General features: G+C 73.9%; 21 protein-coding genes. 5 read left to right on the top strand and 16 right to left on the bottom strand.

Features of this window, described 5'->3' with window-relative positions:
* Nucleotides 1-2: 2 nt before the first annotated feature.
* The 5 genes from tsaD to alr are packed head-to-tail and all read right to left on the bottom strand — an operon-like array spanning nt 3 to nt 4,113.
* Nucleotides 3-1,100 (bottom strand): tRNA (adenosine(37)-N6)-threonylcarbamoyltransferase complex transferase subunit TsaD, encoded by a 1,098-nt coding sequence (gene tsaD, locus EQG70_RS06075; RefSeq protein WP_109268105.1) that lies wholly within the window; start codon nt 1,098-1,100, stop codon nt 3-5.
* Nucleotides 1,097-1,576 (bottom strand): ribosomal protein S18-alanine N-acetyltransferase, encoded by a 480-nt coding sequence (gene rimI / locus EQG70_RS06070; RefSeq protein WP_109268253.1) that lies wholly within the window; start codon nt 1,574-1,576, stop codon nt 1,097-1,099. Before rimI ends, tsaD begins: the two co-directional genes overlap by 4 nt.
* Nucleotides 1,577-1,608: 32 nt before the next feature.
* Nucleotides 1,609-2,286 carry a tRNA (adenosine(37)-N6)-threonylcarbamoyltransferase complex dimerization subunit type 1 TsaB gene (gene tsaB, locus EQG70_RS06065; protein WP_109268106.1) on the bottom strand — a complete coding sequence of 226 codons (678 nt, stop codon included), beginning with the start codon at nt 2,284-2,286 and terminating at the stop codon, nt 1,609-1,611.
* Between the two features lie 40 nt (nt 2,287-2,326).
* A complete protein-coding gene (gene tsaE / locus EQG70_RS06060) occupies nt 2,327-2,866 on the bottom strand; it encodes a tRNA (adenosine(37)-N6)-threonylcarbamoyltransferase complex ATPase subunit type 1 TsaE (protein ID WP_017833346.1) in 540 nt (179 codons plus the stop codon).
* A complete protein-coding gene (gene alr, locus EQG70_RS06055; RefSeq protein WP_081615756.1) occupies nt 2,863-4,113 on the bottom strand; it encodes an alanine racemase in 1,251 nt (416 codons plus the stop codon). Before alr ends, tsaE begins: the two co-directional genes overlap by 4 nt.
* Before the next feature lie 61 nt (nt 4,114-4,174).
* Here alr and EQG70_RS06050 point away from each other — a divergent pair, with 61 nt between their 5' ends.
* Together EQG70_RS06050 and EQG70_RS06045 are read left to right on the top strand one after the other, a co-directional pair.
* Complete coding sequence (locus EQG70_RS06050) at nt 4,175-5,467, top strand: glycosyltransferase (RefSeq protein ID WP_237740437.1); 1,293 nt, start codon at nt 4,175-4,177, stop codon at nt 5,465-5,467.
* Nucleotides 5,464-6,252 (top strand): phosphatase, encoded by a 789-nt coding sequence (locus EQG70_RS06045; RefSeq protein WP_109268107.1) that lies wholly within the window; start codon nt 5,464-5,466, stop codon nt 6,250-6,252. Before EQG70_RS06050 ends, EQG70_RS06045 begins: the two co-directional genes overlap by 4 nt.
* 67 nt (nt 6,253-6,319) lie before the next feature.
* Here EQG70_RS06045 and EQG70_RS06040 read toward each other — a convergent pair whose 3' ends face one another.
* The 11 genes from EQG70_RS06040 to EQG70_RS05990 all read right to left on the bottom strand — a co-directional run bounded on the left by EQG70_RS06040 (nt 6,320) and on the right by EQG70_RS05990 (nt 23,241).
* A complete protein-coding gene (locus EQG70_RS06040; RefSeq protein ID WP_109268108.1) occupies nt 6,320-7,405 on the bottom strand; it encodes an inositol-3-phosphate synthase in 1,086 nt (361 codons plus the stop codon).
* A gap of 116 nt (nt 7,406-7,521) precedes the next feature.
* Nucleotides 7,522-8,199, bottom strand: coding sequence for a LysE family translocator (locus tag EQG70_RS06035; protein WP_109268109.1), 678 nt, complete (start codon nt 8,197-8,199; stop codon nt 7,522-7,524).
* A 19-nt stretch (nt 8,200-8,218) separates the two neighbouring features.
* Nucleotides 8,219-9,244, bottom strand: coding sequence for an aldo/keto reductase (locus EQG70_RS06030; protein ID WP_051063761.1), 1,026 nt, complete (start codon nt 9,242-9,244; stop codon nt 8,219-8,221).
* 107 nt (nt 9,245-9,351) lie between these two features.
* Nucleotides 9,352-11,226: a malto-oligosyltrehalose trehalohydrolase gene (gene treZ / locus EQG70_RS06025; RefSeq protein WP_095650577.1), complete on the bottom strand. Its 1,875-nt coding sequence runs from the start codon at nt 11,224-11,226 to the stop codon at nt 9,352-9,354.
* 5 nt (nt 11,227-11,231) lie between these two features.
* Nucleotides 11,232-13,589, bottom strand: coding sequence for a malto-oligosyltrehalose synthase (treY, locus tag EQG70_RS06020; protein WP_109268110.1), 2,358 nt, complete (start codon nt 13,587-13,589; stop codon nt 11,232-11,234).
* A gap of 84 nt (nt 13,590-13,673) precedes the next feature.
* The gene (gene glgX, locus EQG70_RS06015; RefSeq protein WP_017833337.1) at nt 13,674-15,860 is read right to left on the bottom strand and encodes a glycogen debranching protein GlgX; all 2,187 of its coding nucleotides are present in this window, start codon (nt 15,858-15,860) and stop codon (nt 13,674-13,676) included.
* A 135-nt stretch (nt 15,861-15,995) separates the two neighbouring features.
* On the bottom strand, nt 15,996-17,564 hold the full coding sequence (locus EQG70_RS06010) for an NAD(P)H-hydrate epimerase (RefSeq protein ID WP_109268111.1): 1,569 nt from the start codon (nt 17,562-17,564) through the stop codon (nt 15,996-15,998).
* On the bottom strand, nt 17,561-17,932 hold the full coding sequence (locus tag EQG70_RS06005) for a holo-ACP synthase (protein WP_035924832.1): 372 nt from the start codon (nt 17,930-17,932) through the stop codon (nt 17,561-17,563). Before EQG70_RS06005 ends, EQG70_RS06010 begins: the two co-directional genes overlap by 4 nt.
* Before the next feature lie 77 nt (nt 17,933-18,009).
* The gene (gene glmS / locus EQG70_RS06000; protein ID WP_095650580.1) at nt 18,010-19,896 is read right to left on the bottom strand and encodes a glutamine--fructose-6-phosphate transaminase (isomerizing); all 1,887 of its coding nucleotides are present in this window, start codon (nt 19,894-19,896) and stop codon (nt 18,010-18,012) included.
* 124 nt (nt 19,897-20,020) lie between these two features.
* Nucleotides 20,021-21,166, bottom strand: a complete 1,146-nt coding sequence (locus EQG70_RS05995) for a mannitol-1-phosphate 5-dehydrogenase (protein WP_035924835.1) — start codon at nt 21,164-21,166, stop codon at nt 20,021-20,023.
* On the bottom strand, nt 21,166-23,241 hold the full coding sequence (locus EQG70_RS05990) for a PTS mannitol transporter subunit IICBA (protein WP_031282963.1): 2,076 nt from the start codon (nt 23,239-23,241) through the stop codon (nt 21,166-21,168). The genes EQG70_RS05995 and EQG70_RS05990 overlap by 1 nt, the downstream gene beginning before the upstream one ends.
* A 172-nt stretch (nt 23,242-23,413) precedes the next feature.
* Here EQG70_RS05990 and coaA point away from each other — a divergent pair, with 172 nt between their 5' ends.
* The 3 genes from coaA to mscL are packed head-to-tail and all read left to right on the top strand — an operon-like array spanning nt 23,414 to nt 25,614.
* Nucleotides 23,414-24,370, top strand: a complete 957-nt coding sequence (gene coaA, locus EQG70_RS05985; protein WP_031282962.1) for a type I pantothenate kinase — start codon at nt 23,414-23,416, stop codon at nt 24,368-24,370.
* The gene (locus EQG70_RS05980) at nt 24,370-25,212 is read left to right on the top strand and encodes a M15 family metallopeptidase (protein WP_109268112.1); all 843 of its coding nucleotides are present in this window, start codon (nt 24,370-24,372) and stop codon (nt 25,210-25,212) included. The genes coaA and EQG70_RS05980 overlap by 1 nt, the downstream gene beginning before the upstream one ends.
* Nucleotides 25,213-25,221: 9 nt before the next feature.
* Nucleotides 25,222-25,614 (top strand): large conductance mechanosensitive channel protein MscL, encoded by a 393-nt coding sequence (gene mscL / locus EQG70_RS05975; protein ID WP_109268113.1) that lies wholly within the window; start codon nt 25,222-25,224, stop codon nt 25,612-25,614.
* Nucleotides 25,615-25,628: the final 14 nt, after the last annotated feature.

The following is a 25,628-nucleotide window of genomic DNA, read 5'->3' as shown; positions in this document are numbered from 1 at the left end:
GCTCAGACGGAGACGGTGGTGACCGGCAGCGAGGAGTCAGCGGCGAAGTCCAGCCCGGAGGGCGCACGGCCCTCGGCCACGACCCGGGCGGCCAGCGCGGCGACCATCGCCCCGTTGTCCGTGCACAGCGGCAGCCGGGGGATCACCAGTTCGATCCCGTGCGCGGCGCAGCGCTCGGCGGTGAGCTCGCGCAGCCGGGAGTTCGCGGCCACTCCCCCGCCGAGCAGCAGCGTCCCGAGCCCCTGCTCGGTGCACGCGAGCACGGCCTTGCGGGTGACCACGTCGGCCACCGACTCCTGGAAGGACGCCGCGACGTCGGCGACCGGCACCGGCTCGCCCCGCGCCTCGTAGCCCTCGACGACCCGGGCCACGGCGGTCTTGAGCCCGGAGAAGGAGAAGTCGTAGCGGTGCGGGCCGGGCCGCTCGGCGGAGCCCATGTACTTGCCCGCGCTCAGCCCGCGGGGCAGGCGGAAGGCGGTGGGGTCCCCGTCCCGGGCGGCGGCGTCGATGGCCGGGCCGCCGGGGTAGTCGAGGCCCAGGACGCGGGCCACCTTGTCGTAGGCCTCACCGGCCGCGTCGTCGATCGTGGCCCCGAGCAGGCGCACGTCCCGGGAGAGGTCCTCGACGGCGAGGATCTCGGTGTGCCCCCCGGAGACCAGCAGCGCCCCGAGGCCGGGCGGCAGCCCGTCGTCGAAGTCGCCCTGGAAGCCTTCGACCCCGGAGTCCTCGAGCAGGCCCACGCTGACGTGCGCCACGAGGTGGTTGATCGCGTAGAGGGGCTTGCCCGTGGCCACGGCGAGGGCCTTCGCGGCGGCCGTGCCCACCATCAGGGCCCCGGCCAGGCCGGGTCCGGAGGTCACCGCGAGCGCGTCGAGGTCCGCCAGGCCCACGCCCGCCCGGTCCAGGGCCTCGCGCAGGGCGGGGACGATCGCGTCGAGGTGGGCGCGGGAGGCGATCTCGGGGATCACGCCGCCGAAGCGCACGTGCTCGTCCATCGAGGAGGACACCACGTTGGCGAGCAGGGTGCGTCCCCGGACGATGCCCACGCCGGTCTCGTCGCACGAGGACTCGATGCCCAGCACGAGGGGTCCGTCGGTCATGGGGTCTCCTCCGTCGGGGCGGCCGGGGTGTCGGTGGCGGCCGGGGTGTCGGTTCCGGTGAGGTCGAGGCGCATGATCAGCGCGTCGGCGCCGTCCCGGTAGTAGCGGGGGCGGGTGTGGATCTGTTCGTAGCCGAAGCGGCGGTAGAGCTGCTGGGCGCGCGGGTTGTCGGCGCGGACCTCGAGCAGCACCTCGGTGGCCCCGAGCTCCCGAGCCTGCGCGTGCAGGGCGCGCAGCAGGGCGGAGCCGATCCCGCGGCCCTCGTGCTCGGGGACCACCGCGATGGTCTGCACGTCGCCCACGGGGCGGAGGCACATGAGCCCCGCGTAGCCGACGATCACGCCGTCCTGCTCGGCGACCCAGTACCAGCACACGGGCTGGGCGAGCTCCGCGAAGAACATCTCGAGCGGCCAGGCGTCGACCGGGAAGAGCCGCCGCTCGAGCGCGTGCACCGCCGCGACGTCCGCGGGGACCATCCGGCGCAGCGTCCAGGAGCCGGGGGCGGGGCTCACGCGCCCGCCCGCTTCCGGGGGCCGGGGACCTTCGCGTCGGACTCGCGCAGGTACAGGGGGGTCGTGTCCGGGGACAGCGCCTCCCCGCGGGCGGTGCGGCGCGCGGCGGCGAGGCCCAGGGACGACGCCGTGGGCTGGGCCGCGGCGAACTCCGGCACGGGCCGGGCCAGCCGGTCCGCGTAGATCCCCGCCCCGCGGCCGTAGGCGGGCAGCTCCGGGAGCTGCTCGGCGGCGGCCACGCCGGGGCCCCCGGTGCGCCGCGGGCCGTCCTCGGCCGCGGCGAAGCGGGCCCAGTAGACCTCCCGGCGCCGGGCGTCGGTGAGCACGAGGAACTCCTCGTGCCCGGCCGCCCGGGCGGGGCCGGCCGCGTCCTGGGCGAGGGCCTCGAGGCTCATGAGACCGTGCAGCGGCACGTCCCACGCGAAGGCGAGCGCCCGCGCCGTCGCGATCCCCGCGCGCAGGCCGGTGAAGGGCCCGGGGCCGGTGCCGACGAGGACCCCGTCGAGGTCGGCGCCGGTGACGCCGCGGCCGGCCAGCAGGTCGCGGACCGCGGGGGCCAGGACCTCGGCGTGGGAGCGGGTGTCCGGGCTCGCGTAGGAGGCGAGGACCTCGCCCGCACCGGTGACGAGGGCGGCGGAGGCGACGGCGGAGGAGTCCAGGCACAGGAGGAGCACCCGACCAGTGTAGTGCCCGCCCCCGGGGGCGCCTCCCGGCTCAGTCGAGCCGCGGGGGCCCGTCCGCCCAGCGCGGGCCGATCCCCGTGAGGGTGATGCGGCGGGGCTCGTCGTCCTCGTCCGGGTCCTCGTCCCCGGCCGCGCCGGGGACGAGGGGGTCGGTACCCACGGCGCGCTCCAGCACGATCTCGAGGCGGGAGTCGGCCAGGTGCTCGACCTTCCCGGCCCCCCACTCGACCACGGTGACGGCGGTGTCGGCCGTGTCCTCCAGGTCGATGTCGTCGACCTCCGCCGCGGAGCCCAGCCGGTAGGCGTCGACGTGCACCAGGTCCGGGCCGCCGGGCCGGGGACCGTCCGGGACGTTGGGGTGCCGGCGGACCAGCACGAACGTGGGCGAGATGATCCCCGCGCGCACCCCCAGGCCCCGGCCCAGCCCCTGGGTGAACGTGGTCTTGCCCGCGCCGAGCTCGCCGGTGAGGACCAGCAGGTCCCCGGCGCGCAGCTGGGCGCCCAGACGCTCGGCCAGGGCCTGGGTGCGCCCGGGCCCGTCCACGGTCACGGTCCGGGTCCACTCGCTCATGCCTGCTCCTCCGCCGCGCCCGCCGGGCCCTCCGCGGCGTGCAGGTGCACCCGGGGCACGCGGGGCGAGACGCGGGTGACGATCTCGTAGTTGATGGTGCCGGCGGCGTCCGCCCACGCGCTCGCCGAGGGGTTCTCCCCCGCCCCGAACAGCACGGCCTCCGCCCCGAGCAGCCCGTGCTCGGGGGCGGAGCGTCCCGGCGCGCCGAGGTCGACCACGATCTGGTCCATCGCGACCCGGCCGACCTCCGGGTAGGTGCGGCCCTGGATCCGCACGGGTCCGCCGGTGCCGGAGCGCGGGACGCCGTCCGCGTAGCCGAGCGGGACGAGCGCCAGGGTGGTGGGGCGGTCGGTGACGTAGCTCAGCCCGTAGGAGACGCCCTGGCCCGCCGGCACCTCCTTGACCGCGCTGACCGTGCTCCGCAGCGTCATGGCGGGCACGAGACCGAGCTGCTCCGGGGTGCGGTCCGCGAACGGGGAGAGCCCGTAGAGGGACACCCCCACCCGGACCATGTCCAGGAGCATGTCCCCGGGGCGCTCGAGCCCGGCGGCGGAGAGGAGACCGGGCGAGTTCGCCGCGTGCCGCAGCCCGGGCCGGAGCCCGGCGGCCCGCGCCGTGGCCACGGCCGCGCGGAAGCGCTCGAGCTGCTCCCGGGTCTCGGGCCGGGACGGCTCGTCGGCGACGGCGAGGTGGGTGAAGACGCCGACCACCCGCACGAGCCCCTCGGTCTCGGCCTGCGCGGCGGCCCGCACGAGCTCGGGCCAGAGGGCCTCCGGCGCGCCGTTGCGGCCCAGGCCGGTGTCGATCTTGAGGTGGATCCGGGCGGTGGTCCCGAGCGCGCGGGCGGCCGCGGCGATCGGGGCGAGCTCCCAGCCGCTGACGCCCAGCTCGACGTCGGCGGCGAGCGCCGCCCGGAAGTCGGTGTCGACGGTGTGCAGCCACGCGAGCACGGGCGCCCCGATCCCCGCGGCGCGCAGGGCGAGGGCCTCGCCGACGTGGGCGACGCCCAGGGCGTGGGCGCCGGCCTCGAGGGCCGCCCGGGCCACGGGCACCGCACCGTGGCCGTAGGCGTCGGCCTTGACCACGGCCATGAGCCGGGCGGGGGCGGCGAGGTCACGGAGCCGGCGCACGTTGGCGCGGACGGCGGCGAGGTCGACCACGGCGCTGCGCTCGCAGCGGGGCGGAGGGGGGAGGGCGGATCCGGACGGGGCGGCCGGGACGGGGTCTGGACGGTTCACGGCTCCCATTGTGGCACCGCCGCCCCCGGGCCCGGACCGGGTCCCCGGGCCCGGCGGCTAGAGTTGAGCCGTGTCCGCCGCGCCCCGCCACGTCCTGCTGATCAGCCTGCACACCTGTCCCCTCGAGCAACCGGGGTCGGGGGATGCGGGCGGGATGAACGTCTACGTGCGCCACCTCGCCGAGGCCCTCGTGGACGCCGGCCACACCGTGGACATGGCCACCCTCGACCGGGGCCGCGGCGCCCCGGCCGTCGCCGGCGTGCGGCGCACCCGCATCCGCGAGGGGCTGCGGCTGCTCACCGTCTCGCTGCCGGGTGCCGCCGGGGCGAGCAAGGAGGACCTGCCCGGGTTCACCGCGGCCTTCGCGGAGGTGCTCCGCGCGGAGGCCGACCGGCCCGACGTCGTGCACGCCCACTACTGGCTCTCCGGTGCCGCGGGCCGGGAGCTCGCCGACGGCTGGGGCGTCCCCCTCGTCCTGACCCTGCACACCACGGCGCTCGGGAAGAACCTGCGCGCCCGGACCGGGGAGGGCCTCGAGCCGGCCTCCCGCGCCGAGGCCGAGGCCGGGCTGATCGCCCGGGCCGAGGCCACGGTGGTGAACACCCGGACCGAGGCGCTGCAGATGATCGAGCTCTACGACGCCGACGCGGGGCGCCTGACCGTGATCACCCCCGGAGTCGACCTCTCGGCCTTCTCCCCGGACCCCGCCCCCGGCGAGCCGCGCCGCGCCGACGAGCCGCCCCCCGGCTCACCGGGGCGCCCGCTGCGGATCCTGTTCGCCGGGCGCCTGCAGGCGCTCAAGGGCCCGCACGTCCTCGTCGACGCGCTCGCGCGGATCCGGCGGACCGACCCGGGCCTGCCCGTGGAGCTGGACGTCGTGGGGGTCGGCACCCGGGGCTTCACGGCCGCGCTCCGGGAGCGCGTGCGGGAGCTGGGGCTGGAGGACGTCGTGCGCTTCGGGCCCGCCCTGCCGGCCCCGCAGCTCGCCGCCCGGATGCGCCGGGCCGACGTCGTGGCCGTCCCCTCCTCCTCCGAGACGTTCGGCCTCGTGGCCCTGGAGGCGCAGGCCTGCGGCACGCCGGTGCTCGCCACGGACGTGGACGGGCTGCGCACCGCGGTGCTCGACGGGCTCACCGGCCGGCTCGTGCCCGACCGCGACCCCGGCTCGTGGGCGCGGGCCGTGGTCGAGCTCGCCGGCGACCCGGCCGCCCTGGAGCGCATGGGCCGGGCCGCCGCCCGGCGCGCCGAGGGCCACTCCTGGGACCGCACCGCCCTGGCCACCGCGGAGGTCTACGCCCGGGTCCGCGCCCGGGCGGGGGTACGCGACGGTAGCGGCCGGCGCCTGAATACACTCGAACGGTGACGACCTCCCCCCTCTCCCCCGCAGACCTCGCCCGCCACCTCGACGACCACCGCATCACCGGAGCGGTGGCGACCTCCCGGGAGGCGAACCTGCGCAACATCCAGGGCTTCCTCGACGGCGACCAGCACCAGCACATGGGCGTGGTGCGCACCCTGGAGTGGAGCTTCGACGACGTGTTCGCGCTGATGCGCGACCGCGTCGGCATCTCCCCCGACCGGGCCCACGCCGAGGGCCAGGACACGATCTCCGCGGAGCTGGCCGTCGCCGGGCTGGAACGCTACGCGCGGGTCCTCGGCGAGGTGGTCGCCGCCGGCGGGCGCGTGCTCTTCGCCACCGGCCACCCGGCCGGCCTGTTCCCGGTCTACGCGCAGCTGGCCCGGGTGGCCCGCCGCGCCGGGGCGCACGTGGTGCAGGTCCCGGACGGCTTCCCGTTCGAGGACGGCGACGTCCGGCAGATCGAGAGCGTCGTGATGGTCGAGCAGTACGGCGGGCTGCGGCACACCCACTTCCCCGGGCCGATGTCCCTGACCCTGGAGAAGCTGCGCCGGGACGGGCAGAACCCGCCCGACCTCGTGGTCGCCGACCACGGCCTCGCCGGGGCGGCCGGGTCCCGGGGGCTGCGGACCATCGCGGTCGCCGACTGCAACGACCCGGGCGTGTTCGTGGCGGAGGCGCAGGGCCAGGTCGAGGTCGCCGTGCCGCTCGACGACAACCTCCCGCCGCGCGTCTACGAACCGGTCACGGCGTTCGTGCTCCACCGCGCCGGCCTGGCCGACTACCTCTGAGCCCCCGGAGCACGGGACCCCCGCACCGGCAACGGTGCGGGGGTCCCGTGCTCCGGGGGCGGCGGGCTCAGCGCTCGCGGTCGCCGCGGATGAAGGCCTCCAGGTCCGCCCTGGCCACGTCGTCGGGCAGCTGCTCGGCCGGGGACTTCATGAAGTACGCCGACGCGGAGGTGAGCGGGCCCCCGATCCCGCGGTCCGCCCCGATCTTCGCGGCCCGGATCGCGTCGATGATCACCCCGGCCGAGTTCGGGGAGTCCCACACCTCCAGCTTGTACTCCAGGGAGATCGGGGCGTTGCCGAAGCCGTGGCCCTCCAGGCGCACGAAGGCGAACTTGCGGTCCTCCAGCCACGGCACGTGGTCCGAGGGCCCGATGTGCACGTCGCGCGTGCCGAACTCCCGCTGGACGTTGGAGGTCACCGCCTGGGTCTTGGAGATCTTCTTGGACTCCAGCCGGGTGCGCTCGAGCATGTTCATGAAGTCCATGTTCCCGCCCACGTTGAGTTGATACGTCCGGTCCAGCACGTAGCCACGGTCCTCGAACAGCTTCGCCAGCACCCGGTGGGTGATCGTCGCCCCGATCTGGGACTTGATGTCGTCGCCCACGATCGGCACTCCGGCGTCGGTGAACTTCTGTGCCCACTCGTCGGTGGAGGCGATGAACACGGGCAGCGCGTTGACGAAGGCCACCCCGGCGTCGATCGCGGCCTGGGCGTAGAACCGGTCGGCCTCCTCCGAGCCCACCGGCAGGTAGGACACCAGCACGTCCACCTGCGCCTCGCGCAGGGCGGCGGCCACGTCCACCGGGGGCACAGCCGACTCCTGGACCATCTCCCGGTAGTAGGATCCGAGTCCGTCCAGGGTGGGCCCGCGCTGGACGGTGACCCCGGTGTGCGGGACGTCGGCGAAGACCAGGGTGTTGTTCTCCCCGGCGCCGATCGCCTCGGAGAGGTCGTACCCGACCTTGGCGGCGTCGACGTCGAAGGCGGCCACGAACTCGATGTCGGACACGTGGTAGTCGCCGAAGACCACGTGCATCAGCCCCGGCACGGTGGCGGCCGGGTCGGCGTCGGCGTAGAAGTGCACGCCCTGGATCAGCGAGGAGGCGCAGTTGCCGACACCGGCGACGGCCACGCGAATGGGATGGTGGGACACGGGACTCCTTTGTCTGGTCGTCTGGGTCCCGTCCCCGGCGCCCGGCCGGGCAGGACCCAGCGCTCCAGTCTAGTGCCCGCCGGGGGCGGGCCCGGCCCGGGGGCCGGCCGGCGGGCTCACAGCGTGCTGAGCAGCAGGCCGAGGGCCAGCACGAGGAACAGCACGCCGGCGGCGAGCTCCACGGCCGCCCCGTGCCGCCGGAAGCCCGCGGCCAGCCGCTCGACCGAGCCGACCCACGCGACGGCGGTGAACCAGGCGAGGCCCACGGCCACGAGCAGCGCGAAGACCAGGGCCGCCTCCCACCACAGCGCGCCCACGGGGACCACGTTGGCGAACAGCGCCACGAAGAAGATGATGGCCTTCGCGTTCGAGAGGTTCGTCACGAGTCCGAGCACGAAGGCCCGGCCGGGGGTGACGGAGCGCCCCGGCGGGGCCTGCGGCTCCCCCGGGACGCTGCCGGGCCCTCCGCCCGCCGCGCTCGGCACCCGGTCCGGCACGGCCCGGGCGGCGAGACCCGCCCGGATCCCGCTCACGCCCAGCCAGCCGAGGAACAGCGCCCCGGCCACCTGGATCAGTCGCTGGAGCGTGTCCGCCTGGCCGATCAGGACGGTCACCCCGGTGAGGGAGAGCGTGATCCACACGAGGTTGCCGGTCATCACCCCCACCGCGGTGAGCACGCCGGCTGCCCGGGAGCCCAGCGACGCGTTGCGCAGGATCACCAGGACGTCCGGGCCGGGGGCGACGATCCCTGCGATCCACAGCCCGAGCAGGGCGAGGTACTGCGAGGCCTCCACGGCTACCGGGCCCCGCCGCTCACGCGGTCTTGGAGTCGCGGGCGCCCGCCCAGATGTTGATGTCGGAGTCCGTGGCCAGCCGGTCGATCGACTCCAGCTCCTCCGGGGTGAAGGAGAGGTGGTGCACGGCGCCCACGCTGTCCTCGAGCTGCTGCGGCGAGGACGCGCCGACGAGCGCGGTGGTGACCTGGCCGTCCGCCTGCTCGCGCAGCACCCACGCGATCGCCATCTGGGCCAGGCTCTGCCCTCGGGCGGCGGCGATCTCGTGCAGACCGCGGACCTTCTCCAGGGTCGTGCCGGTCAGCCACTCCGGGTTCAGGGACTTCTCCGCGGCGGCCCGGGAGCCCTCCGGGACGCCGTCCAGGTACCGGTCCGTGAGCATGCCCTGGGCCAGGGGGGAGAACACGATCGAGCCCATCCCCGTCTCCGTCAGGGCGCCCAGCAGGGAGGTCCCCGACGGTCCGGGGGACTCGATCCACCGGTTGAGCATCGAGTAGGACGGCTGGTGGATCAGCAGCGGCGTGCCCAGCTCCCGCATGATCTGCTGGGCGCGCAGGGTCAGCTCGGCGTTGTAGGAGGAGATCCCCACGTACAGGGCCCGCCCGGAGCGCACGATGTGGTCGAGGGCCCGCATCGTCTCCTCGAGCGGGGTGTCCGGGTCCGGGCGGTGGTGGTAGAAGATGTCCACGTGGTCCAGGCCCATCCGCTGCAGGGACTGGTCCAGGGAGGACACGAGGTACTTCCGGGAGCCGCCGAAGTGGTACGGGCCCGGGCCCATGGTCCAGCCGGCCTTGGAGGAGATCACGAGCTCGTCCCGGTACGGCGCGAGGTCCTGCGCCAGGATCCGCCCGAAGTTCAGTTCCGCGGCGCCGGCCGGCGGGCCGTAGTTGTTGGCGAGGTCGAAGTGGGTCACGCCGAGGTCGAAGGCCCGGCGCAGCGTGGCGCGCTGGGTGGCGAGCGGCTTGTCGTCGCCGAAGTTGTGCCACAGCCCGAGCGAGATCACGGGCAGCTTCAGCCCGGAGTCGCCCACGCGGCGGAAGGGCATGGTCTCGTAGCGGTCGTCGGCCGGGAGGTAGGGGACGTCGGGTCCGTAGGTGCGCACGGGGGCCTTTCGAGGGTCGGGGAGGTCGTTCGGTGGACGGCGGAGAGGGCTCAGTAGCGCACCACGGCGGCGCCGTGGGCGGGCAGCGCGGCGACGCCGCCGCCGCCGGAGCCCGCGGTCAGCGACACGTCGCCGGAGCGGTAGAGCACCTCGGCGTCCGGGCGGCCGGGGAAGGGCACCTGCGCGGGCCCGGCGCCGAAGTTCAGCAGCACCGCGACCCCGTGGTCGGAGCCCGGGGCCGTGGCACGGCGCAGCACGAACCAGCGGGCGTCCTCGTCGAGGTCGGTGCCGATCGTGTCGAAGCGCGGGTCGGTGAGCTCGGGCACGGCGCGCCGCAGCGCGATGAGCTCGCGGTAGGCGCTCAGCACCCGGGCGTGGTCGTCCCGGCCGAGTTCGTCCCAGTCGAGCTTCGAGTTCGTGAACGTGCTCGGGTCCTGGGGGTCCGGGACCGTGTCCTCGTCCCAGCCCATGGACGCGAACTCCGCCTTGCGGCCCTTGGCCACGGCCTCCCCGAGCTCGGGCTCGGGGTGGGCGGTGAAGAACTGCCACGGTGTGGACGCGCCCCACTCCTCCCCCATGAACAGCATGGGGGTGAACGGCTGGGTGAGGAGCAGTGCGGCGCCCAGCACGAGCTGGTCCGGCGTGAGGCTCGCGCTGATCCGGTCCCCCGCGGCGCGGTTGCCGATCTGGTCGTGGTTCTGGATGCACGTGACGAACTGCCACGGGCGCACCCGCTGCTTGTCGACCGGCCGCCCGTGGTGGCGGCCGCGGAACACCGACATGGTGCCGTCGTGGTAGAACGCGTCCCGCATCACCTTGTCGAGGGTGCCGAGGGCGGCGAAGTCTGCGTAGTAGCCCTGCGTCTCCCCGGTGAGGGCGACGTGCGCGGCGTGGTGGAAGTCGTCGAGCCACTGCCCGGTCATGCCGAGGCCGTGGGCCGTGGTCGGCGTGATCATCCGGTGGTCGTTGAGGTCGGACTCCGCGACGGTGAACAGGGGCTTGCCGGTCTCCACGCCCACGCGCTCCACGAGCTCGGCGATCTCCTCGAGGATGTGCACGGCCCGGTGGTCCTGGAGGGCGTGCACCGCGTCGAGGCGGAACCCGTCCACGTGGTAGTCGCGCAGCCACATCTCGACGTTGTCGAGGATGTAGTCCCGCACGCCGTCCGAGCCCCAGCCGTCGAGGTTGATGAGGTCGCCCCAGGTGCTGGAGCCGGGCTTGAAGTAGTCGGCGAACAGGGGCAGGTAGTTCCCGGACGGGCCCAGGTGGTTGTAGACGACGTCCTGGATCACGCCGATCCCGCGCTGGTGGCACGCGTCCACGAAGCGCTGGTAGGCCGCGGGCCCGCCGTAGGACTCGTCCACGGTGTACCAGAGGACACCGTCGTAGCCCCAGTTGTGCTCGCCGTTGAAGCCGTTGACGGGCAGCAGCTCCACGAAGTCCACGCCGAGCTCCACGAGGTGGTCGAGCCGCTCGACCGCCGAGTCGAGGGTGCCCTCCGGGGTGAACGTGCCGGGGTGCAGCTCGTAGACGACGGACCCGGCCAGGGTCCGCCCGGTCCACGCGGCGTCCCCCCACCGGTGCGCGGAGGGCTCGAACGTGCAGGAGAGGTCGTGCACGCCCTGCGGCTGGCGGCGGGAGCGCGGGTCCGGCAGGACCTCGGAGACCTGCGAGCGCTCCTGCGCCGTGCCCTCGTCGAAGGTCTTGCCCAGGAGGTAGCCGTAGCGCACGGTGCCCTCGGGGACGTCCGCGCCGTCGGGCAGGGTCCACCAGCCGTCGCGGCGTGCCGCCGTGCCCGCCGGGGAGTCCTCGGGCAGGTCCGCGGCGGGGATCATGTCGTGGTCGTCGCCCTCGATCCGCACGGTCACCGTCCTGGCGTGCGGGGCCCAGACGTCGAAGCGGTTCAGGTGCTCGCGGGTGTTCATGGGGCTCAGGAGTCCTTCCGGCGCAGCAGCGCCACGGGGTAGTCGGCGAGCAGCCGGGACAGCGCCACGGTGCCCGAGTGCGTGCGGCGGGTCAGCAGGTCCTCGAACCCGCCCGCGGGCAGCTCGAGGGTCTCGCCGTCGAAGCCGCCCGCGGCGGCGAGGCCGAGGGGCAGGCGGGTGGCCACGGTCACGGCGCCGCCGCGGTCGAACGCGAACACGTGCCCGGCCAGCGGGCCGGACGCGGTCAGCGGGGTGTAGCCGGTGAACAGCTCGGGGTGGTCCCGGCGCAGCCGCAGGGCGCGGCTGGTGACGAGCAGCTTGGCCGCGCCGTCCGGTCCCACGGCGGGGATCCCGTCGGCGGTGCCGCCCACGGGGGTGTCCAGCCGGGCGAGCCCGGCGGCCCGGGCCCCGAAGTCGACGGGACGGCGGTTGTCCGGGTCCACGAGGGACTCCGCCCACAGCTCGGAGCCCTGGTAGACGTCCGGGACGCCGGGCATCGTGAGCTGGACGAGCTTGGCGGCGAGCCCGTTCGCCCAGCCGGCCGCGGTGACGTGCTCGGCGAAGCCCTCGACGACGGCCCGCATCTGCGGGTCGTGGTGGACGAGCTCGACGAACCGGGTGAGCCGCTGCTCGAACCCGGCGTCCCCGTCGACCCAGGCGGTGGAGTTGCCGGCCTCGCGAGCGGCCTTGAGGGCGTAGTCCAGCACGCGCTCCTGCGAGATGGGCCAGGCGCCCACCACGGCCTGGAGCACGAGATTCACGAGCGGGCCGTCGCCCACGAGGGCCCCGGCCTGCTCGGCGAGCTTCTTGACGGTGCCGACCACGCCGGCCCACTGCTCCCCCGCCTCGGCGAGCACGGTGATCCGTGCCCGCACCGCCTCGGAGCGCTTGGTGTCGTGCGTGGACAGCGTCGTCATCGCGAGGGGCTCCTCGGCGGCCCGGCGGGCGAGCTCGGCGTGCGCCTCCTCGGGGGTCACGGCGAAGTGCGACGGGTCGCCGCCCACCTCGGTCAGCGAGGTCAGGCGGGGGAAGCGGTAGAACGCGGTGTCCTCGACGCCCTTGGCCATCACCATCCCGGAGGTCTGCTGGAAGCGGCGGGCGAGCTCCCCGAGCCCGGCCTCGTCCGTGGCGTCGACCCCGAGCAGCCCGCCCAGGGTCCCGATCGCGCCGGCGAGGTCCGGGCGCTGCTCCCGGGCGGCGTCGAGGGCAGCCCGCAGGTGCTCGGCGCCCTCGGGCAGGTAGCTGCGGTAGACGGGGAAGTTCGCGAGGATCTCCGCCAGGGCGTCCTCGGCGACGGCCCGGTCCAGGCCGGCGTCCCCGGGCACGAGGCGGGCGAGGCGCCGGACCTCGGCCAGCAGCGCGCCGTCGGCCATGGCGCGCTTGGTGCCGTGGATCATCTCGTCCCAGTGCACGGGCTCCCCGCCCCGCAGCCGGGCGTCCAGGCTGGTGAGCGCGTACTCCCCGGCCGGGTCGGTGAGCAGCCGGTCGATCACGCCGAGGGCGTCGTAGCCGGTGGTGCCCGCGGTGGCCCAGTCGCGGGGCAGCCGCTCGCCGGGCTCGAGGATCTTCTCGACGACGACGTAGGCGCCGCCCGTGAGCTCCTTCAGCTGCTCGAGGTACTGCCGCGGGTCGCGCAGCCCGTCGGGGTGGTCGATGCGCAGGCCGTCGACGAGGCCCTCGTCGATCCACCGCTTGATCTCCGCGTGGGACTCCTCGAAGACCTCCGGGTCCTCGACGCGCACGCCCGCGAGCGTGGCGACGGTGAAGAACCGGCGGTAGTTGAGCTCGGCGTCGCCGCGGCGCCAGTTCACCAGCTCGTAGTGCTGCCGGTCGTGGACGTCCTGCGGGTCGTCGCCCTCCGCCCAGGTGCCCTCGGCCAGCGGGTAGACGTTGTCGTAGTAGCGCAGCGTGCCGTCCTCGACCCGCAGCTGCGCGAGCTCGTCGTCGCCGTCGCCCAGCACGGGGATCAGCACCCGGCCGCCGCCGGACGCCCACTCGACGTCGAAGGCCTTCGCGTACGGCGAGGCCTGGCCCTGCGCGAGCAGCGACCACCACCAGGGGTTCTGCTCCGGGGCGGCGACGCCCTGATGGTTGGGGACGATGTCCACCAGCACGCCCATGCCGCGGGCGTGGGCGGCGTCGGCGAGCGCCTTGAGCCCGGCGGCGCCGCCCCGGACGGGGTCCACCTCGGCGGGGGACGCGACGTCGTAGCCGTGGTCGGAGCCGTCGACGGCCCGGAGGATCGGCGACAGGTAGACCCAGTCCGCGCCGAGGTCGTGGAGGTAGTCCACGAGCCCCGCGGCGCGGTCGAGCGTCAGGTCGGAGGTGATCTGGAGTCGGTAGGTCGAGATAGGTGTGCGCACCGCACCAGTCTGTCGGCCCGGCCCCGGAAACGCCAGCAGGCTGTCGACCCGTGTCCGGGTCGACAGCCTGCTGGGGCCGTCAGCTCACTGGTCCTGCGGCGTCTTCGCGTACGCGGCCACGGAGGCGGCGACCGACGCGTCGGGCTCCTCCTCGGGGGCCTCGTAGGCGCGCAGCACGACCATGGACTTGCCGTCCAGGGTGATCGAGGTGCGGGCCTTGCGGATCTGGCCGTCGGCGTACTTGCCCGCGGTGTCGATGACCTCCTCCCACTGCCGGCCGTAGCGCACCGGCGGGAGCTTGACCTTCACGGGCTCCGGGTTGGAGTTGAAGTACACGATGAAGTTCACGTCCGTGATGGGCCGCCCGCGCATGTCCACGCCGGCGATGCCGTTGCCGTTGAGCCACATCCCGAAGGACCGGGACAGGGGCTCGTCCCAGTCGGCGGGCTTCAGCGGCGCGCCGTCCGTGGTCAGCCACGCGATGTCGGGCATCGGGCGGCCGGTGTCGTCCGCGTCCATCTCGACGGGACGGCCGTCGAAGAACTCCGAGCGCCGGAAGGACGGGTGGTCGTGGCGCAGGTGGGTCACGGCGGCGACGAACTCGGTGAGCGGGCCGTCCATGGTGTCCCAGTTGATCCACGACAGCTCGTTGTCCTGGCAGTACGTGTTGTTGTTGCCGTCCTGCGTGCGGCCCAGCTCGTCGCCGTGCAGCACCATGGGCGTGCCCTGGGACAGCAGCAGCGTCGCGAGGTAGTTGCGCTGCTGGCGGGAGCGCAGGGCCAGCACCTCGGGGTCGTCGGTGGGGCCCTCCACGCCGCAGTTCCAGGAGCGGTTGTGGGACTCGCCGTCGTTGTTGCCCTCGCCGTTGGCCTCGTTGTGCTTCTCGTTGTAGGAGACCAGGTCCCGCAGCGTGAAGCCGTCATGGGCGGTGACGAAGTTGATCGAGGCGAACGGCCGGCGGCCGCTGTGCTCGTAGAGGTCCGCCGAGCCGGTGATCCGGGAGGCGAACTCGCCGAGGGTCGCGGGCTCCCCGCGCCAGAAGTCGCGCACGGTGTCCCGGTACTTCCCGTTCCACTCCGTCCACTGGGGCGGGAAGTTGCCCACCTGGTAGCCGCCGGGGCCCACGTCCCACGGCTCGGCGATGAGCTTCACCTGGGACACGACCGGGTCCTGCTGGACGAGCTCGAAGAAGGTGGCCAGCTTGTCCACGTCGTAGAACTCGCGGGCCAGGGCGGAGGCGAGGTCGAAGCGGAAGCCGTCCACGTGCATCTCGGTCACCCAGTAGCGCAGGGAGTCCATGATGAGCTGCAGCGAGTGGGGATGGCGGACGTTGAGGGTGTTGCCGGTGCCCGTGTAGTCCATGTAGAACTTCTGGTCGCCCTCCACCGTCCGGTAGTAGGCCTGGTTGTCGATGCCCTTCATGGACAGCGTGGGGCCCATGTGGTTGCCCTCGGCCGTGTGGTTGTACACCACGTCGAGGATCACCTCGATGTCGGCCTGGTGCAGGGCGCGCACCATGGCCTTGAACTCCTGGACCTGGCCGCCGAGGTCGTTGGTGGAGTGGTACTCGTTGTGCGGGGCGAAGAACCCGATGGTGTTGTAGCCCCAGTAGTTGCGCAGCCCCTGGTCGAGCAGGGTGCTGTCCTGCACGAACTGGTGCACGGGCATGAGCTCGATGGCGGTGACGCCGAGCTTTTTCAGGTGCGCGATCACCGCGGGGTGGGCCACGCCGGCGTAGGTGCCGCGCTGGTCCTCCGGCACCTCGGGGTGCTGCTGGGTGAGGCCCTTGACGTGGGCCTCGTAGATCACGGACTTGTGGTACGGCGTGCGGGGGGTGCGGTCGCCCTCCCAGTTGAAGAACGGGTTGATCACCACGCCCATCATCATGTGGGGGGCGGAGTCCTCGTCGTTGAACGAGTCCTCGTCGCCGAAGTCGTAGGAGAACAGCGCCTGGTCCCAGTCGATCTGGCCGGAGACGGCCTTGGCGTAGGGGTCGAGCAGCAGCTTGGCGGAGTTGAAGCGCTGGCCCTCGGCGGGGTTCCACGGTCCGTGCACGCGGTAGCCGTAGCGCTGCCCGGGCTGGACGGTCGGGAGGTAGCAGTGCCAGACGTAGCTGTCCTGGGCCGCGACGTCGATGCGGGTCTCGGTGCCGAGCTCGTCGAACAAGCACAGCTCGACCTTCTCGGCGCCCTCGCTGAAGAGGGCGAAGTTCGTGCCGGTCCCGTCGAAGGTGGCTCCGAGGGGATAGGGCTGACCTGGCCAGACTTCCATGGGGGATCTCCTGTCGTACCGCCGGGCAGGGGTCACCGTCAGCGGGCTGGGTGTTGGGGCAAGTGGGATCGATCTTAGCCCGGACCGGAGGCGCCCGTGTCCCCGGGGCGGTCCGCCGGGGCCGGGACCGCCGGCTCAGCGGTCCCGGCGCAGGACCGTGCGCACGTTCGCGGACAGCGCCGTGGGGGGCACGGGGCCGAGGCCCTCCAGCCGGGAGGCGTAGCCGTGCACGGCCACGGCGAGGGCGGCGGCCACCGCGCGGCGGGTGTCCCCGCGGGCCCAGTCCCCCGCGGCGGCGAACGCGTCCGGGTCCTCGGCGCTGCCGGCGAGCGCTGCGCCCATGATGCCCGCGAGGGTGTCCCCGCTGCCGGCGGTCGCCAGCCACGGGCTGCCGTCGGCCTGGGAGAACAGCGTCCCGTCGGGGGACGCCACCAGGGTGGTGGCGCCCTTGAGGACGACGACGGCGCCGGTCGCCTCCGCGGCCGCGCGCGCCCACCGGGCGGGCTCGGCCTCGATCGCCGCCCGGTCCGGCGCCTGCCCGCCGCCGCCGAGGGCGGCGAGCCAGGCGAGCACCTGCTCGAGCTCCCCGGCGTGCGGGGTGAGGACCTTGCCGGGGCCGAGGGCGCCGTCGGCGGCCGCCCGGGCCGCCGCGTCGAGGGCGCCGGCGTCGACGACGGCGGGGATCGGGGCCGCGAGCACGGCGCCGATCCGGGACTCCTGGGCCGCGTCGCCCACCGCGCCGGGGCCCACGACCCACGCCTGGACGTGGACGTCGTCGGGGTGGTCCTCGGAGGCGACCACTTCGGGGCTGGTCAGGCACACCAGGGAGCGGGTGGCGGCGTCGCCGAGGTGGCGGACCATGCCGGCGCCGGCGTCCACGGCGGCGCGCGTGCACATCAGCGCCGCCCCGGGGTAGGTCGGGGAGCCGGCCACGACGCCCACCACGCCCCGGGAGTACTTGTGGGAGGCCGCCCCCGGCCGCGGCCACAGCTCCGCGACGTCGTCGGGCTCCAGGCGCCGCAGCGCGGGGGCGGGCAGGGCGTGCTCGATCCCGAGGGGCACGGTCCGCACCTCGCCGCACCACCGGTCCCCCGGCGGCAGGAACAGCCCGGCCTTGGCTCCGCCGAACGTCACGGTGACGTCCGCGGCCAGGACCGGCCCGGCCACCGCGCCCGTGTCCGCCGAGACGCCCGAGGGGACGTCGCACGCCACGACCGCGGGGGCCCCCTCCGGGGGCCACCGGTCCAGGACCGCGCGGACGAGCTCCGCCGCCGGCCCGCGCAGCCCGCCCCGGGCGCCGGTGCCCAGCACGGCGTCGAGCACGAGGTCGGCGCGGAGCACCTGCTCGGCCGCCTCCTCGAGGGCGGGCCCGCCGTCCCCGGCGCGCAGCACCCGTCCCCCCGCGGCCTCGAGGGCGGCCCCGCCCTCGGGGTGCAGCCGGTCGCCGAGCGCCACGGCGAGCACGGAGGCGCCGCGGCCCGCCAGCTCCGCCCCCGCCCACAGCCCGTCCCCGCCGTTGTTGCCGGTGCCGGCGAGCACGACCACGCGCGCTCCGGCGACCCGCCCCCGGCGCCCGCGCAGGCGCTGCGCGCCGACGAGGGCCAGGCCGTGGGCGGCGCGCCGCATCAGGGCGGGGCCCTCCCCGCGCTCGAGGAAGGGCGTCTCGGCCGCGCGCACCTGCGCCCCGGTCCAGGCGGCGATCACGCCTGCCCCCCGTCCCCGGTGCGCTCGGCGATGACCATGGCCATGGCGATCCCGCCGTCGTGCGTCATGGTGAGGTGCCACCGGTCGATGCCCTGCCGGCGCGCCTCCTCCGCCACCGTTCCCTCGGTGCACAGCAGCGGGGCACCGGAGGGGTCCTTCTCGATCCAGCAGTGCTGCCAGATCATCCCGGGCGGCGCCTTGAGCGCCTTCGCCGCCGCCTCCTTGGCGGCGAAGCGCGCGGCGAGCGAGCGCACGTGCAGATCCCGCTCGAGCGGGGTGAACAGCCGGGCCACGAGGCCGGGGGTGCGGGCGATCTGCTCCTCGAAGCGGGCGATGTCCACCACGTCGATGCCGGTGCCGATGATCATGGTCCCCAGCCTAACGACCGCCGGCCCGCCGCCCGGGAGGAACCGGGGCGGCGGGCCGGCGCAGCGGCGGGCGCGGACTACTCGACGGTGACGGACTTCGCGAGGTTGCGGGGCTGGTCGACGTCGTAGCCCTTCGCCGTGGCCAGCTCGCACGCGAAGATCTGCAGCGGGACCGTGGTCAGCAGCGGCTGGAGCAGCACCGGGGACTGCGGCACGCGGAAGATGTGGTTCGCGTAGTCGGCGACGGCCTCGTCCCCCTCCTCCGCGATGACGATGGTCACGGCCCCGCGGGCACGGATCTCCTGGATGTTGGAGACCACCTTCGCGTGCAGCGAGTCCCGTCCGCGCGGGGAGGGGACGATGACGAACACCGGCTGGCCCTCCTCGATGAGGGCGATCGGCCCGTGCTTGAGCTCGCCGGCGGCGAAGCCCTCGGCGTGGATGTAGGCGATCTCCTTGAGCTTGAGCGCGCCCTCGAGGGCCACCGGGAAGCCGACGTGGCGGCCCAGGAAGAGCACGGACGAGGCGTCCTTCATGGACTGCGCGAGATCCTTGACCGCGGCCTGCGCGTCGATGACCTGCTGGATCTTGGCCGGCATGGCCTCCAGCTCGGCGAGGATCTCCCCGATCTCGTCCTTGTACTTGTTGCCGCGCAGCTGGGCCAGGTAGAGGCCCAGGAGGTAGGCGGCGGTGATCTGGGCCAGGAACGCCTTGGTCGAGGCGACGGCGATCTCGGGTCCGGCGTGCGTGTAGAGCGCGGCGTCGGCCTCGCGCGGGATCGTGGAGCCGTTGGTGTTGCAGATCGCCACGACCTTGGCCCCCTGCTCCTGGGCGTGCCGGACCGCCATGAGGGTGTCCATGGTCTCGCCGGACTGGGACAGGGCGACCACCAGGGTCCGCTCGTTGACGATCGGGTCCCGGTAGCGGAACTCGTGGGCGAGCTCGACCTCGGTGGGGATCCGGCACCAGTGCTCGATCGCGTACCGGGCGACCTGCCCCGCGTAGGCGGCGGTGCCGCAGGCCACGACGACGATCTTGTCCACGGCGCGGAGCACCGCCTCGTCGATCCTGAGCTCGTCGAGGACCAGGTTGCCGTCCGGGTCGGTGCGGCCCATGAGGGTCTGCTCCACGGCGGCGGGCTGCTCGTTGATCTCCTTCTCCATGAAGGACGGGAAGCCGCCCTTCTCGGCGGCGGCCGCGTCCCACAGCACCTGGAAGGGCTTGCCGTCCGCGTGGTTGCCGTGGAAGTCGGTGATCTCGTAGTCGTCGGCCGTGATGGACACGACCTGGTCCTGTCCCAGCTCCACGGCGCTGCGGGTGTAGTCGATGAACCCGGAGACGTCGGAGCCGAGGAAGTTCTCGCCCTCGCCCAGCCCGAGCACCAGCGGCGAGTTGCGGCGGGCGGCGACCACGCGGCCGGGGTGGTCCACGTGCACGGCGAGGAGCGTGAACGCGCCCTCGAGCCGGCGGCACGCGACCTGCATGGCCGCGGTCAGGTCCTGGTCGCCGAGGTCGTTGTAGGTGTCGGCCAGGAGCACGGCGGCGACCTCGGTGTCGGTCTCCGAGCGGAACTCGTGGCCCTTCTCGATCAGCTCGCGCTTGAGCTCGGCGAAGTTCTCGATGATGCCGTTGTGGATCACGGCGAGCCGGCCGCCGTCGACGACGTGCGGGTGGGCGTTGACGTCCGACGGTCCGCCGTGGGTGGCCCAGCGGGTGTGTCCGATGCCGGTGGTGGAGCGGGGCAGCGGGCTGTCGCGCAGCTCCTGCTCGAGGTTGAGCAGCTTGCCGGCCTTCTTGCGGAAGCCGACGGTGCCGTCCGCGACGACGGCCACGCCCGCGGAGTCGTAGCCGCGGTACTCGAGGCGCCGGAGGCCCTCGACGAGGACGTCCAGGGCGTCGTGCCCGGAGCCGGGCACGTCCGAGCGCTGGGAGGAGGGGCCCACATATCCAACAATTCCACACATGCGCTTCACAGTACCGCATGGATCTCGCCCGGCCGGGCGCACCGGACCCGGCGGGCCGGGCCGTGTTCTCGCCTCTTCTGGGGACACGGCCCGTCCCGCCTGTGGGCCCTTCCGTGGGGTCCGGTCAGCCCCGGCGCTCCCGGACGGCGTCGGCCACCAGCGCCTCGAGCGGCGGGAAGAGCGGGTGCCCGGCGTCCAGCCCCGTGATCTCCCGGACGGCGTCGGCCGGCTCCAGCGTGTCGAGGAGCTCGCCCAGCCGGACGGCCTCCGGGTCGTCGGCCGGGTCGAAGCGCAGGGCGGCCCCCACGGCCGCCTGCAGCCCGTCGGTGCCCAGGCCCCGTTCGGCCAGCTCGGCCGCCGGGCCCACGAACCGCTCGTGCCGGCCGAGCTTGCGCAGCGGGGCGCGGCCCACGCGCTCCACGGTGTCGGGGAGGTGCTCGTTGGCGAAGCGGTCGAGGATCTTCGCGACGTAGCGTCCGTGCTCCTGCTCGTCGAACCCGTGCTTCGCCACGAGCAGCGCCTGCGTCTCCGCGAGCGCTGCCGCGACCCGCTCCCGGATCCCGGGGTCGGCGATCGCCTCCGCGATGCGGTGCCGGCCGGCCCGGTAGCCGAAGTACGCGCACGCGGCGTGGCCGGTGTTGACCGTGAACAGCTTGCGCTCGATGTAGGGCACGAGGTCGTCGACGTAGGTCGCCCCCTCGATGGCCGGCTCGCCCCCCGCGAACGGGGTGCGGTCGATGACCCACTCGTGGAACTGCTCCACGACCACGTCGAGCCCGCCGCCGTCCTGCTGGGGCACGATCCGGTCGACGGCGGTGTTGGCGAACACCGCCCGGCGGTCGAGGTCCTCGCCGCCGTACTCGGCGCGGACGGCCTCGGCGAGCAGGTCCGTGGCGGACAGGGCGTTCTCGCACGCCATGACCGCCACGGGGGATGCGCCGTCCGGGCGCGCGGCGATGCCGCGCGCCACGAGCGGCGCCACGAACTTGAGGATGTGCGCGCCCACGGCCGTGGTGACCACGTCCGCCGTGGCGATCTCGGCGACCACGGACTCCGGGGCGTCCGCCGAGTTGAGCGCCCGGTACCCCTCGACGACCGTGTCGCGGGAGCCGGCGCCGACCTCGTGCACGGTGTAGCTGGGGGTCGACGCCAGCGCGTCGATCAGCGGGGCCGCCACGTCGGCGAACACGACCTCGTAGCCCGAGCGGTGCATGAGCAGGCCGACGAAGCCGCGGCCGATGTTGCCCGCCCCGAAGTGGACGCACTTCATCAGTCGTTCACCTTCCCCAGCAGGTCGAGCACTTCGTCGGCGGTCCTCGCCTCGTCCAGCTGGCGCACCTTCTCCTTGTTGCCGAAGATCTTCGCGACCCGGGAGAGGATCGCGAGGTGCTCGTTGTCCTTGCCGGCGATGCCGATCACCCAGGTGACGGGCTTGCCGTTCCAGTCCAGGCCCTCGGGGTAGCGCACGACCGACAGGGCCGAGGAGCGGATGCTGTCCTTGGCCTGGTTGGTGCCGTGCGGGATGGCCAGGCCGTTGCCCATGAAGGTGGACACCGACTCCTCGCGCTCGTGCATGGAGGCCACGTACGCGTCGGTCACGGCACCGGCCGCCACCAGCAGGCCGCCGGCCTCGTCGATGGCCTGCGCGGCGTTGCGCGCGCCGCCGTCCATGACGATCCGGTCCCTGGTGAGGATGGTGGCGTCCCCGGACGTCCCGGCGCCCTCGCCCGGGTCCGCGGCCACGGTGTCGCCGCCGGAGGCCGCTCCCCCGCCGCCGGCCGTGGCCGCCGCCGCGCCGCCGCCCGCCGGGACGGCGGCGCCGTTGCGCTGCTGCACGGCCTCGACGATCTCGTCGTAGCGGGGGCTGCCCATGAAGTTGTCGACGGTCACCACCGCGGCGCTGGGCACCTTCGGCCGGGCGCGGGTGGCCAGGTCCTGGTGGGTGACCACGATGTCGAAGTCGTCGGTGAGGTTGGCGATCGCCGCGTTGGTGACCTTGACGTCGGCGAACCCGGCCGCCTTGACCTTGTTCCGCAGCACGGAGGCGCCCATCGCGGAGGAGCCCATGCCGGCGTCGCACGCGAACACGATGCGCTGCACCGGTCCGCCGTCGGCCAGCTCACGGGCGGGGGTCCCGCCGGTGTCCGCGCCGCCGCTGGTGCCGACGATCGCGGAGGACACGGAGCTCTTCTTGCCCTTCATCCCCTCCATCCGGGAGGTGGCCTCGGTGAGGTCTCCCTCGCCCTTGTCCTTGGAGGCCTTGAGGATGATCGAGGCCACGAAGAAGGACACGGCGGTCGCGGCCGTCACCGCGAGGGCCACGCCCACGTAGCTGTCGGTGGTGGCCTGGGCGAAGATCGCGATGATCGAGCCCGGGGCGGCCGGGGCGCGCAGGCCCGCGTCGAAGAGGGTCAGCGTGAAGATGCCCGTCATGCCTCCCGCGATCGCCGCCAGGATCAGCGCCGGCTTCATCAGCACGTACGGGAAGTAGATCTCGTGGATGCCGCCCACGAAGTGGATCAGGGCCGCGCCGGGGGCCGAGGCGCGCGCGGCGCCGCGGCCGAAGACCGTGTAGGCCAGCAGGATGCCCAGACCGGGGCCGGGGTTGGCCTCGAGCAGGAAGAGGATCGACTTGCCCTCCTCCAGGGCCTGGGCGGTGCCCAGGGGGGTGAGGATGCCGTGGTTGATCGCGTTGTTGAGGAACAGCACCTTCGCGGGCTCGATGAGGATCGAGGTCAGCGGCAGCAGCCCCCGGGTGACCAGGAAGTCCACCGCCGAGGCGGCCGCGTTGGAGAAGGCCAGCACGGCGGGGCCGATCAGGAAGAAGCCGAAGATGGCCATGGCCGCGGCCAGGATGCCGGCGGAGAAGTTGTTCACGAGCATCTCGAAGCCGGGCTTGATCTTCCCGTCCCAGATGGCGTCGACCTTCTTCATCACCCACGCGGTCAGCGGGCCCATGAGCATCGCCCCGATGAACATGGGGATGTCGGTGCCCACGATCACGCCCATCGTCGCGATCGCCCCGACCACGCCGCCGCGGACGTCGTAGACCATCCGCCCGCCCGTGTAGGCGATCAGCAGCGGCAGGAGGTAGGTGATCATCGGGCCGACGAGGCCCGTGTACGGCTCGCCCTCGGCGTTCTCGCCGAACCCGCCCAGCGGGCCGAAGGGGGTGAAGCCCGCCTCGATGAAGAACGCGGTGATCAGCCCCCAGGCGATGAACGCCCCGATGTTGGGCATGATCATCCCCGAGAGGAACGTGCCGAAGCGCTGCACGTGCGCGCGGGCCGCCGTCGACCGCCCTCCCGCCGGTGCTGTGGTCTCTGAGGTCGTTGCCGTCGCCATGGTCCTGTCCTGACTCTCGAGCGGGGTGGTCCTCCACCGGCGGAGCGCACGCGCCGTGCACTGCTGTGAGTTCTCTCACGGCGAATACCGGATCGAGACCAAATCTACACCCGGGTACGGGGCCTGTCTCCGGTACACCTCGGGCGCCGGGGTGCGGTCTAGACTGTGGTCGATGACCGCATCTACGCTGAGCGAACGCGCCTCGCCCTTCGTGGAGCTCGACCGGCAGACCTGGTCGAGACTCTCCCACGAGATCGACGTTCCCCTCACCTCTCGGGAGATCGAGAACCTGCGCGGCCTCGGCGACCGGCTCGACGTCGCGGAGGTCCGCGAGGTGTACCTCCCCATCTCGCGGCTGCTGACCCTCTACGACGAGTCGTCGAACCGGCTCAACGCCTCGACCAACGCGTTCCTCGGCGAGGAGCACGCCCGGACCCCGTTCGTGATCGGCATCGCCGGCTCCGTGGCCGCCGGCAAGTCCACCACGGCCCGCCTCCTGCGCGAGCTGCTGTCCCGGTGGCCGTCCACCCCCCACGTGCAGCTCATCACCACGGACGGGTTCCTGTACCCCAACGCGGAGCTGCAGCGCCGCGGGCTCATGGACCGCAAGGGCTTCCCGGAGTCCTACGACCGCCGCGCCCTGCTGCGCTTCGTCGCCAAGATCAAGTCGGGCGCCCCCGAGGTGCGGGCGCCCAAGTACTCGCACCACAGCTACGACATCCTGCCCGGCGAGGAGGTCGTGGTGACCCGCCCGGACGTGGTCATCATCGAGGGGCTCAACGTGCTCGCCCCCGCCAAGGTGGGCCCCGGGGACCGGGCCGCCCTCGCCCTGAGCGACTTCTTCGACTTCTCGATCTACGTGGACGCCCGGCCCGCGGACATCGAGCGCTGGTACGTGGAGCGGTTCCAGGCCCTGCGCTCCTCCGCGTTCGCCGACCCCGGCTCCTACTTCCACCGCTACGCCGACCTCTCCGACGAGAAGGCCGTGGCCACCGCCACCGGCATCTGGCGGCGGATCAACGAGCCCAACCTGATCGAGAACGTGCAGCCGACGCGCGGCCGCGCCCGGCTGATCCTCTCCAAGGACTCCGACCACTCGATCCGGCGCGTGCTGCTGCGCAAGAACTGATGGACGCCCTGCGCGCCGGCGCCCTCCTGCTCACCGCCGCGGTGCTCGTGGCCGGGTGCGCACCTGATCCCGGGGCCGCTCCCCCGGCCCCGCCGGAACCCTCCGGCACCACCGCGGCACCGGCCGCGCCCGCCCCGCCCGGGTCCGGTCCTGCGTCCGTGCCGGCTCCGGCGTCCCCGTCCGGGCCGGCGTCCGCCTCCGGCACGGCGTTGCCAGCACCGGCGCCCACCACCGGCCGGGGGCCGGGACCGCGCCCGGAGCTGGACGACCCCGCCTCGCTCGCCGTGGTGGTCAACAAGCGTCGGCCCCTGGACCCGCAGGACTGGGCACCCGCCGCCCTCGAGGACCTCGAGGGGCACCTGCTGCGCCCCGAGGCGGCCGCCGCGGCGCGCACGCTGCTGGCCGCGGCCCGGGCGGACGGCGTGCCGGTCCGGATCGTGTCGGGCTACCGCTCCTTCACCGAGCAGTCCCGCACGTACGCCGGGTGGGTGGCGCAGAAGGGCCTGGAGGCCGCCGACACGGCGTCCGCCCGCCCGGGTCACTCGGAGCACCAGACCGGGCTGGCGGTGGACGTCGGCGAGGGCTCCGGGTGCGACCTGCGCGTGTGCTTCGACGGGACGGCCACCGCCGCGTGGGTGGCCGAGCACGGGCCGGAGCACGGCTTCGTGGTCCGCTACCCCTGGGGCGAGCACGGCACCACCGGCTACTGGTACGAGCCGTGGCACCTGCGCTACCTCGGGACGGAGCGGGCCCAGGAGCTCGCGCGCTCGGGCGCCGCGACGCTCGAGGAGTTCTCCGGCCTGCCGCCGGCCCCGGACTACGGAGCACCCGCGCCCGGCTAGTCTGTGGCCATGCTCAAGGGATTCCGGGAATTCATCATGAAGGGCAACGTGCTCGACCTGGCCGTCGCCGTGATCATCGGCGCGGCGTTCGCCCAGGTCGTCAACGCCATGGTCGAGGCGGTGCTCATGCCGCTCATCTCCGCGCTGGTCGGCTCGCCCAACTTCGACTCGTTCGCGGTGCTCACCGTCAACGGCAACGACATCAGGTTCGGCGTGCTGCTCACCGCGCTCGTCAACTTCCTGCTCGTGGCCGCCGCCGTGTACTTCGCCATCGTGCTGCCGATGAACAAGATGATCGAGGCCCGCAACCGCCGGCTCGGCATCGATCCCACCGAGGAGGAGGCCGACGCCCAGGTGCAGCTGCTCACCGAGATCCGCGACGCCCTGCGCCGGCGCACCTGATCCCGGTCCCGCCG

The organism is Kocuria rosea, assembly GCF_006094695.1.
GTDB classification, from domain to species: domain Bacteria; phylum Actinomycetota; class Actinomycetes; order Actinomycetales; family Micrococcaceae; genus Kocuria; species Kocuria rosea.
Note: the sequence above shows the minus strand (reverse complement) of the source record. Positions and strands in the feature narration are given on the sequence as shown.

What these genes read in the sequence shown, in the direction of transcription:
- tsaD (WP_109268105.1), bottom strand. Translation starts at nt 1,100, where the DNA reads ATGACCGACGGACCCCTCGTGCTGGGCATCGAGTCCTCGTGCGACGAG.
- rimI (WP_109268253.1), bottom strand. Translation starts at nt 1,576, where the DNA reads ATGGTCCCCGCGGACGTCGCGGCGGTGCACGCGCTCGAGCGGCGGCTC.
- tsaE (WP_017833346.1), bottom strand. Translation starts at nt 2,866, where the DNA reads ATGAGCGAGTGGACCCGGACCGTGACCGTGGACGGGCCCGGGCGCACC.
- alr (WP_081615756.1), bottom strand. Translation starts at nt 4,113, where the DNA reads ATGGGAGCCGTGAACCGTCCAGACCCCGTCCCGGCCGCCCCGTCCGGA.
- EQG70_RS06030 (WP_051063761.1), bottom strand. Translation starts at nt 9,244, where the DNA reads ATGCCCTTCCGCCGCGTGGGCGACTCCGGGCTGAAGCTGCCCGTGATC.
- treZ (WP_095650577.1), bottom strand. Translation starts at nt 11,226, where the DNA reads ATGAACACCCGCGAGCACCTGAACCGCTTCGACGTCTGGGCCCCGCAC.
- glgX (WP_017833337.1), bottom strand. Translation starts at nt 15,860, where the DNA reads ATGGAAGTCTGGCCAGGTCAGCCCTATCCCCTCGGAGCCACCTTCGAC.
- EQG70_RS06005 (WP_035924832.1), bottom strand. Translation starts at nt 17,932, where the DNA reads ATGATCATCGGCACCGGCATCGACGTGGTGGACATCGCCCGCTTCGAG.
- glmS (WP_095650580.1), bottom strand. Translation starts at nt 19,896, where the DNA reads ATGTGTGGAATTGTTGGATATGTGGGCCCCTCCTCCCAGCGCTCGGAC.
- EQG70_RS05995 (WP_035924835.1), bottom strand. Translation starts at nt 21,166, where the DNA reads ATGAAGTGCGTCCACTTCGGGGCGGGCAACATCGGCCGCGGCTTCGTC.
- EQG70_RS05990 (WP_031282963.1), bottom strand. Translation starts at nt 23,241, where the DNA reads ATGGCGACGGCAACGACCTCAGAGACCACAGCACCGGCGGGAGGGCGG.
- coaA (WP_031282962.1), top strand. Translation starts at nt 23,414, where the DNA reads ATGACCGCATCTACGCTGAGCGAACGCGCCTCGCCCTTCGTGGAGCTC.
- EQG70_RS05980 (WP_109268112.1), top strand. Translation starts at nt 24,370, where the DNA reads ATGGACGCCCTGCGCGCCGGCGCCCTCCTGCTCACCGCCGCGGTGCTC.
- mscL (WP_109268113.1), top strand. Translation starts at nt 25,222, where the DNA reads ATGCTCAAGGGATTCCGGGAATTCATCATGAAGGGCAACGTGCTCGAC.